Source organism: Bacteroidota bacterium, from assembly GCA_030706565.1.
GTDB lineage: Bacteria > Bacteroidota > Bacteroidia > Bacteroidales > JAUZOH01 > JAUZOH01.
The window spans coordinates 1-8,715 of record JAUZOH010000148.1; the positions used below are offsets into that span (position 1 = coordinate 1).

At 40.0% G+C, this 8,715-nt stretch carries 7 protein-coding genes and 1 tRNA gene; 2 read left to right on the forward strand and 6 right to left on the reverse strand.

Annotated elements, in window-relative coordinates:
- Nucleotides 1–295 precede the first annotated feature (295 nt).
- From Q8907_09000 to priA, 5 genes are all read right to left on the reverse strand, one after another.
- Nucleotides 296–595, reverse strand: coding sequence for a chaperone modulator CbpM (locus Q8907_09000; protein MDP4274402.1), 300 nt, complete (start codon nucleotides 593–595; stop codon nucleotides 296–298).
- Between the two features lie 15 nt (nucleotides 596–610).
- Nucleotides 611–1,498: a J domain-containing protein gene (locus Q8907_09005; protein ID MDP4274403.1), complete on the reverse strand. Its 888-nt coding sequence runs from the start codon at nucleotides 1,496–1,498 to the stop codon at nucleotides 611–613.
- Between the two features lie 196 nt (nucleotides 1,499–1,694).
- Nucleotides 1,695–1,771, reverse strand: a tRNA-Pro gene (locus Q8907_09010).
- 63 nt (nucleotides 1,772–1,834) lie between these two features.
- Entirely contained in the window at nucleotides 1,835–2,830 is a 996-nt protein-coding gene (locus Q8907_09015) for a bifunctional ADP-heptose synthase (protein ID MDP4274404.1), read from the reverse strand.
- 50 nt (nucleotides 2,831–2,880) lie between these two features.
- Nucleotides 2,881–5,355, reverse strand: coding sequence for a primosomal protein N' (priA, locus tag Q8907_09020; GenBank protein MDP4274405.1), 2,475 nt, complete (start codon nucleotides 5,353–5,355; stop codon nucleotides 2,881–2,883).
- Nucleotides 5,356–5,491: 136 nt separating this feature from the next.
- On the opposite strand from priA, the gene Q8907_09025 reads away from it, so the two are divergent.
- Together Q8907_09025 and Q8907_09030 are read left to right on the forward strand one after the other, a co-directional pair.
- Nucleotides 5,492–6,199: a YjjG family noncanonical pyrimidine nucleotidase gene (locus Q8907_09025; protein ID MDP4274406.1), complete on the forward strand. Its 708-nt coding sequence runs from the start codon at nucleotides 5,492–5,494 to the stop codon at nucleotides 6,197–6,199.
- A 152-nt stretch (nucleotides 6,200–6,351) separates the two neighbouring features.
- Nucleotides 6,352–8,340 (forward strand): M3 family metallopeptidase, encoded by a 1,989-nt coding sequence (locus Q8907_09030; protein ID MDP4274407.1) that lies wholly within the window; start codon nucleotides 6,352–6,354, stop codon nucleotides 8,338–8,340.
- 26 nt (nucleotides 8,341–8,366) lie between these two features.
- Here Q8907_09030 and Q8907_09035 read toward each other — a convergent pair.
- Nucleotides 8,367–8,715 (reverse strand): DnaB-like helicase C-terminal domain-containing protein (locus Q8907_09035; protein MDP4274408.1); only part of this gene is annotated, 349 nt, incomplete at its 5' end.

Consider the following 8,715-nt stretch of genomic DNA (forward strand, 5'->3'; position numbering starts at 1 on the left):
AAATATTCAACCTGGCCAGCAAACTTCTAATCTGGTCAAATTGTCTTATTCTTTTTTATTCTCTGCAAAATGCTGGAGATTGAGGCCGCTTCGCTTAGTTGTCTTCACAAATAGTTTATACATTTTACTCCCTTTGGTCGTGAGCTAAAGGTTCTTTGTGGCAATAAAAGAAACGATCCAAAGAAAAATGCTTGACTGTCTGAGCGGAATGTTTTTTTACGCAGGGCGAATAATAAATGTCTGATTATTGTTCCGGTTTTAAATATAATTTGCTTTCTAATCTACTCACTGGGCTTTATTCGTATTTTTCATATAAACGAAGTCTGTTTTTGAGCATAATAATCTCTTTCTGTTGGGCGTTTATTCGTTGTAACAAATGATTTATAGTTTCAATTCCTTCTAAATTTATATCTAATTCATAATAGAAATGAACTATTTTCTCTAGTTGTTGAAGCTGGTCTACATCAATAAATAATGAGTCTTCAATGATAGTAAATTCTATCAAGCCTGATTTTTGTAATGAACTGATAAAGGAGATTTCGATATTGTAGTTGTTACAAAATTCATTTATCGGTATTAAATTTTCTTTTTTCATCGAGCATATTTATAATTACAATTTAGCCAATTCGGCAAATAAAGCTTTTTGCCTAACCGTTAAATTCGTTGGAATTTTAATTACGAATGTTACATACAAATCCCCAAATTGTTCTTCGCTTTTATAAACAGGAAAACCTTTGCCTTTTAGTTTTATTTTACTTCCATTTTGTGTTTCAGGCTTTACCTTTAGTTTTACTTTCCCGTCAAGAGTATCCATTGTAATTTCGCCACCCAACACTGCTGTGTATAAATCTAATTCAACGGTTGCGTATAAATTATTTCCTAGTCGTTTAAATTTGGGATGATTGATTATTGAGAATGTTATATATAAATCGCCATTGGGTCCTCCATTTATGCCCGGTCCTCCATGCTCTTTTATTTTGATGGTTTGACCATTTTCAATTCCTGCAGGAATAGTAATCCGAATGTTTTTCCCGTTTACTGTTAATGTTTGTTGATGCTTTTTATAGGCGTCAATCAGGTTGAGTTGTAATTGTGCATTGTAATCTTCGCCTCTGAATCTTACCGATCGACTTCTGCTGGCATTTGCAGCACCTCCGAACAAGGATTCAAAAAAATCAGAAAAATCGCCTTCAGATTTAGCTCCATAATATTCTTCTTCACGATAATTTGACGATTGATCCTGATATTGTTTTGCATTTTCAAATTGTTCAGCGTGTTGCCAATCTTTGCCATATTGATCGTATTTATTGCGTTTTTCGGGATCGCTCAATACCGCATTTGCTTCATTAATCTGCTGAAAATTCAATTGCGCATCTTTATCATTTGGATTCAAATCGGGATGATACTTTCTGGCCAATCTTCTATAGGCGTTTTTAACCTCTGCTGGCGTTGCTGTTTTATCAATTCCTAATATTTTATAATAGTCTACAAAAGTCATTTATTTATGAATTTACATGGTGCATAGATAAGAAAGTTAAGCTTTTAATTGAAATTAAACAAGATGATGAGAACTTTATGTTTCCTTATAACTTTAAAACTTTGATTTGTAAAATTATCTGGAAGGAGGGAGGCTTAATGGTTTGTTTTGGTGTATGGAAGAAAAAAGGCTTCAGGAAATATCCTGAAGCCTTTTCTGGTCGGGGTGAGAAGACTCGAACTTCCGACCCCCACGTCCCGAACGTGGTGCGCTAGCCAACTGCGCTACACCCCGATTAATACTTTTGCAAATGTATAATTACAATTGCAATTTTCCTTATAAAATAAACTAAAACTTTTAACTTAATTTCTTCACTTCTTCAATAAGCTGTTCTTTTTCAATGGGAACAACTCCCGTTTTTTCACAAACAATCCCACCTGCAAGGTTTGATATGCAGGCTATTTCTTCGGGAGCCATACCGGATACCATGCAAAGGCTGGCTGTACTGATTACCGTATCGCCTGCACCTGAAACGTCCGTGATATCGCGTTTGTGAGCTGGAATGGCTTTGTATGTGCCGTCTTCGCTAATTAAAACCCCCATTTCTGATAAAGTAACCATTACATAATCAATATGTAAATCTTTATGCAGGCGTTCGGTGGCTGAATGGATGTTTTCAGGATCATTTTTGCGCAGGTCCATTTTCAGGCCTTCACTGAGTTCCTTGAAATTGGGCTTAAACAAGGTCACATTTTTATATGCTGAGAAATTCCGTTTTTTGGGGTCGACCAGGGTGGGTATACCCATTTTATTGGCCATTGCCACAATATTTTCAATAACCAGCGGAGTGATGACCCCTTTGTCATAATCTTCAAAAATAATAGCATCCACCTGTTTTTTGCAGATTATCGAAAGCGTATGTTTGACAAAAGCATCTTCCATGATGGACGAGAGGTTCATGCTGTCTTCTTCATCAATTCTCAACAAATGCTGATGTTCACTGATCACCCGGGTTTTAATGGTCGTCTTGCGGTCAGTATCAACCAAAAGGCCTTCTGTAACCAGATTTTTTTCTTTCATGAGTTCTTTGAAAAGAACTCCGTGTTCGTCGTCTCCAATGACAGAGCAAAGAATGGGTGTTGCCCCCAGCGACAGGATGTTCAGAGCCACATTGGCGGCCCCGCCCAGGCGGTTTTCCCGGTTCTGGCTGGTGAGTACCGGCACTGGTGCTTCAGGCGAAATGCGTTCCACCTTGCCCCACATGTACGAATCGATCATCACATCGCCGATGATCAAAACTTTGTATTTATCAAACCCCTGAATGAGGTCTATGATTTTTGAATTATCCAAAATAGTATATTTTGAAAAATAGTTTGCAAAGATAATAAATTCCTTATTATTATTTACATTGGGTCAACATCGAGTTGGACCTGCAATGATTTATACCTGTCTGTTTTTTTGAGTGTATCGATGTATCCGAGCAGGATCTGTTTGGCTTTTGCCGACGAACTTTCTTTTTCTATTTTCAACAAGATAGTCATCAGGTACCAGTTCTGAACTTTGTTGACCAGGGGAGGTTGTGGCCCGACCACCCGACCGCCAAAAGTTTTTTTCAGGTTTTCTGCCAGATCAATGGAGGCTGGATAAAGAATTTCCATTGTTTTATGTTTGAGGGTAATCTGAATCAGGCGGTAGAAGGGCGGATACCTGAATGTTTTTCGCTCAGCAAGCTGGCTTTGGAACATGTGGGTGAAATTATTTCTGATAACATCAAGAATGATGGTGTGTTTGGGATCTGTAGTTTGAATAATTACTTTTCCCTGTTTGTTTTTGCGTCCGGCGCGGCCGCTAACCTGCACCATCAGCTGATAACTTCTTTCGAATGCCCTGAAATCAGGGAAATTGAGCAGATTGTCGGCATTGAGTATGCCGACTACGGCAACATTGTCAAAATCAAGGCCTTTCGATACCATCTGTGTCCCGATGAGGATATTGATGCTTCCTGATTCAAAACCGGCAATTATTTTTTCATAGGCATTGCGCGTGCGGGTAGTGTCGGTATCCAGCCGGGCAATTTTAGCATCGGGAAAGAAAATGGCCATTTCTTCCTCAATTTTTTCTGTACCGAATCCCATGGTTTTAAGTTCCGCATTTCCGCATTGGCCGCATTTTTCAGGGATATGAATGGTGTAGCCGCAATAGTGGCAGACAAGCTGGTTGATTCCCTTATGATAAGTCAGGCTTACGTCGCAATTCTTGCAACGGGGAATCCAGCCACAGGAAGGGCACTGCAGGTAAGGGGAAAATCCCCTCCTGTTTTGGAACAGAATAACCTGTTCTTTATTTTGCAGGGTTTCTGTTATGGAATCGAGCAGCAAAGGGGTGAACATCGATTTCATCTGCCGGCGCTTCCGTGCCTGTAATATATCTGCAATCAGTATTTCCGGCAGCTGAATGTTCTGGTAGCGTTCGGAAAGCTTTACCAGTCCGTATTTCCCGGCCTGGGCATTGAAGTATGATTCGATGGAAGGGGTTGCTGTGCCCAATAGTACCCTGGCTCCGTGAATTCTGGCCATTACTATGGCCGTATCGCGGGCATTGTAGCGGGGTGCAGGGTCAAACTGCTTATAGGAGTTCTCGTGTTCTTCGTCCACTATAATTAACCCAAGGTTGCTGAAAGGCAGGAAAACGGAAGACCTTACCCCAAGAATGACCTTGTAGGAATTATTTTCAGATGGATTGAGCAGGTTTTTCCAGGTTTCTACCCGTTCGGCATCATTGAATTTGGAGTGGTAGATGCCTACTTTGTTGCCAAAAGCCCCTTTCAGCCGGTTTATAATCTGCGTGGTGAGTGCAATTTCAGGCAGGAGGTAAAGTACCTGCTTGTCTTTTTCTAGCTGTTCTTCAATCAGATGGATGTATATCTCTGTTTTTCCGCTCGAAGTGACGCCATCAAGTAAAACCACTTCTTTATTCTCAAATCCGGCCTGTATTTCCTTGAACGCTTCTTCTTGAGGGTGGTTTAAAGGCGATCGCGACAATGATTCTGATTCGGAAAAATCGAGTCGGCCGGTTTGTTTCTCATCGCTGAGGAAAATTTTTTTCTTTATCAGCGCTTTAAGGGCAGTATCCCCGGAGGGAATATCTTTGAGCAGTTTTGTTTTGTTAACTTCTTTAGGCGGATTATTAATGAATAGATCTGAAAGTTCTACGTAGCGGGCAATTACATCAATTTGCCTGGGCGATCTTTTCATGGTGTCGAGCAGCTGCTGCAGCTTCTCTTCATTATCCCAGGTATCAGCAAGTTTGATATATGTCTCAAATTTTGGTTTGTAGCCGCTTCGCAGCTTTTCTTCAACCACCGCGGCTTTTTTGTCAAGCAGTTGTTTGACGGTTACTGCAGCATCCTTGCGCCCCGAAAGGCGGATTATGTCCTGTATGCTAAGGCTTTTATGATTCCAGAGAAGCTCCAGGAGCGAAGTTTCTTTTGAATTCAATAGGGAATCATCCGTAAATTCTTCATTGGGAAGCACTATCGTTTCGCTTTCGAGCTTCAGTCCTGAAGGTAAAGCTGCTTTATAGATTTCACCCGGTGTACAGAGGTAATAGGAGGCAATCCAGTTCCATAATTCAAATTGAAAGGGATTTACTACAGGTTCTGCATCAAGTACTGAAATTACCTGTTTTACTTCATAATTGTCAGGTTTGTCGTGATGAACTTTGCTGACTATAGCCGTATAAAATTTTCTTGCTCCAAACTGCACAATTACTCTTTTACCCGGAGCGATTCCCTCTTCTAGTTCCTGTGGAACCTGATAAGTAAAAAGCCCGGGCAGGGGTAAGGGAAGAATTACATCAGCAAAAATTGCAGCATTCATACGTTTTTGCCCGAAAGATACATAAAAACCATCAATCCGGTTAATTGGGATAAGTGAATGTTTTTCATAATTTTGTTCCCACTTTTGAACCTTTCTTTGTTCAGAGGGTTATTAAAAAAGAAGAATTTAGAATTTGATGGATTTATTTAGAAGAAAGTACAAGAATATTTATTTTGACCTTGACCGGACATTGTGGGATTACGAGTCAAATGCCCGGATAACGCTCAATGACATCTATGACGGGCTTGGTTTTGACAAGGAAATTTCGGAGTTTGATTTGTTCTACAGGACTTTTCAGAAACATAATGAGCAGTTATGGGCTGCATATGCCAGAGGGGATATTAAAAAACCTGTACTTTGCACCAAGCGTTTTGAACTGACATTGGCAGAATTTGGATTAAAAAACGATGCCCTAACCGAGAAAATCAGCGAGGATTATATCCGCCAGATCCCTAACCATAAAAATTTGCTCCCTTATGCCTATGAAATTCTTACTTACCTGAAGGAAAAGAAATATCGTTTGTTCATTCTGACCAACGGATTTAATGAAACTCAATTTTCGAAGATCAGAAACAGTCATATTGAAGGCTTTTTTGAGAAGATCATAACCTCAGATATCGCTAAAAGCCAAAAGCCCAATTCCGGAATTTTTGAATATGCACTTAATTCTGTTAACGCCAAAAAGAGCGAAAGCCTGATGGTGGGTGATGATTTTAATGCGGATATTGTCGGATCCCATAATTTTGGGATTGATCAGGTGTTTTATAATCAAAAAGATCAGCAATTTAAGCCCATTTTCACCTATGAAATTTCTTCGCTCAGGGAGCTTAAGGGTATACTTTGATTTGTTATGATGACAAAATTCATTTTATCCTGAGCATATTTTGAATACATTTGGCTTTTTAATGTTAAGCCATGAAAATTATAAAATTTCTTGTTGTAAACTGTTTGTTTTTTATGTGCGCTTATAGCGTACAGTCTCAAAAAAAACCATTAATGAAAAATTTATTTTTCCCGGGATTCAATAAAACGATTGATTTTAAAAATCTCAAGTCCGAAGATATAAAATCGGCCACCGACCTGGTGATTGAAAACACAAAAAAGTCCTTACAGCATATATATTCCATTGATGCCCGTCACCGTAGTTTTAAGAATACAATGGAAGCTTACGACGACCTTTCTGATGAGTTAAGTTCTGTATTTTCAAATATTTACCTGATGGGTTTTGTGAACGATAATTCGTTAATCCGGGATGAATCCCAGAAAAGCATAGCCGTTTTAAGCAAGTATTCCAATGAATTACAGTTGGACGAGAACCTCTACAATGCCATCAGGGATTATTCCCTGACCCCCGAAGCCAAAGAACTCACCGGTTATAAGAAAAAGTTCCTTAAAGAAACCTTGGAAAGGTTTAAGCGCAATGGTTTTGCATTAGACAGGGAAAAACGGGCCGAACTTAAAGTCATCCAGGATAAGTTGTCCGATATTGAGCTTAAATTCAGCGCCAATATTGCTGCATATAACGATTCGCTCCTGGTTGATGAAAAAGGCATTGAAGGTTTGCCGGAGGATTACAAAACTGCACGCAAAACAAAGGATGGACATTATAAAATTGACCTGACCTATCCTTCGTATTTTCCGTTTATGAAATATGCCAAATCCGATGATGCCCGTAAGCAGCTTTATATAAAGTTCCAAAACCGGGCTGCACCAGCCAATTTGCAGGTACTTGACAGTATGCTGGATGAACGTGCCCAAATGGCTACCTTATTAGGTTATCCAACATTTGCTGCTTATCAGGTGGAAGACAGGATGGTGAAAAATACCAAACGGGTATGGGATTTTGAAAATAACCTGATACAGAATGTGAAACTTAAGGCAGATAAGGATTATGCTTTACTTATTGAAGAAAAAAGGAATTATACAAAAGATCCTTCAGCTGATAAGATTGAACCTTGGGAAGCCTCATTTTACACTAACTTGCTTCTTCTGAACAAATATCAGCTGGATAATGAAAAGCTGAAGGAATATTTTGAAATGAATGAAGTGATCAACGGAGTGATGAGCATTGCTAAACAGCTTTATGATATAGATTTTAAGGAGATAGAGCATCCATCCGTTTGGAATCCTGAAGTGAAAATGTTTGAGGTTCATCAAAGCAGCAAACTGATCGGGTATTTGTACCTTGACCTTTTCCCGCGGCCTAATAAATATGGCCATGCTGCTTGTTTCCCGATGATTAGTGGACATTTGACTGCTAAAGGTTACCAGTTGCCGGTAGCCAGCCTGGTATGCAATTTCCCGCGGCCAACTGCCGACAAGCCTTCGCTGATTCCACATTCCGACGTGGAAACTTTCTTCCATGAATTTGGACATTTGATGCACCATATTTTAACCAGGGCCGAATTATCCTCCCAGGCCGGTACTTCTGTGGCCAACGATTTTGTGGAAGTTCCATCCCAGTTTTTCGAAAATTGGGCATGGAACTATGAATCTCTGAAATTATTCGCCAAACATTATAAAACAGGAGAGATGCTTCCCAAAGATCTTTTCAACAAGATGCTTGCTGCAAAAAATGTAAATTCCGGTATTGGCACGCTTCAGCAGATTTTTTACGGAACACTTGATTTTACCCTGCACGACAGGTTCGATGCCAGGGGCAAAGAGACCACCACCGATGTAGTAAGAAAGTTGCAAAATCAGATTACTTTATATCCATACCTGGAAGGTACTTATTTTCAGGCAAGTTTCGATCACCTCAATGGCTATGGTGCAGGATATTATGGCTATCTGTGGGCTAAAGTTTATGCTGAAGACATGTTCTCCTTGTTTGGAGACAAGAACATTTTAAATAAGCAGCTGGGAAACCGTTTCAGGGACAAGGTACTTGCAAAAGGTTCCACAATGGATGAACTGGATATTGTAAAAGAATTCTTAGGGCGTGAACCCAGCAATGAAGCATTTCTTAAATCCTTAGGTTTGTAAAAACCTGAGGATTTAAAATCAGTTGATTAAAACGGCGGTTCGCTGTCGTCAATTTTATTGTTGCCCAGTTCGAAGCTTTTGGGCCCGCTTTCAGTCAGGTCGTCATTCATTTTCGAGCCAATGGTTACAGAGGCTACGCCGTTAACCATATTTTCCTCGATCTCGGGGATGGTATCAAATTCTTCGAATTTGGCGCAGCGGTCTACAAATTTAAGGTGTACATCACCGATGGCGCCGTTTCTATGTTTTGCAATAATGATTTCGGCTAAGCCCTGCGTCGGGTTACCTTCTTCATCTTCGGTGATTCCGTATTTTTCAGGCCGGTGGATGAATAGCACCACGTCGGCATCCTGTTCGATAGCTCCGGATTCACGT

Coding starts and splice junctions, on each gene's coding strand:
- Q8907_09000 (MDP4274402.1), bottom strand. CDS start 595: ATGAAAAAAGAAAATTTAATACCGATAAATGAATTTTGTAACAACTAC.
- Q8907_09005 (MDP4274403.1), bottom strand. CDS start 1,498: ATGACTTTTGTAGACTATTATAAAATATTAGGAATTGATAAAACAGCA.
- priA (MDP4274405.1), bottom strand. CDS start 5,355: ATGAATGCTGCAATTTTTGCTGATGTAATTCTTCCCTTACCCCTGCCC.
- Q8907_09025 (MDP4274406.1), top strand. CDS start 5,492: ATGGATTTATTTAGAAGAAAGTACAAGAATATTTATTTTGACCTTGAC.
- Q8907_09030 (MDP4274407.1), top strand. CDS start 6,352: ATGAAAAATTTATTTTTCCCGGGATTCAATAAAACGATTGATTTTAAA.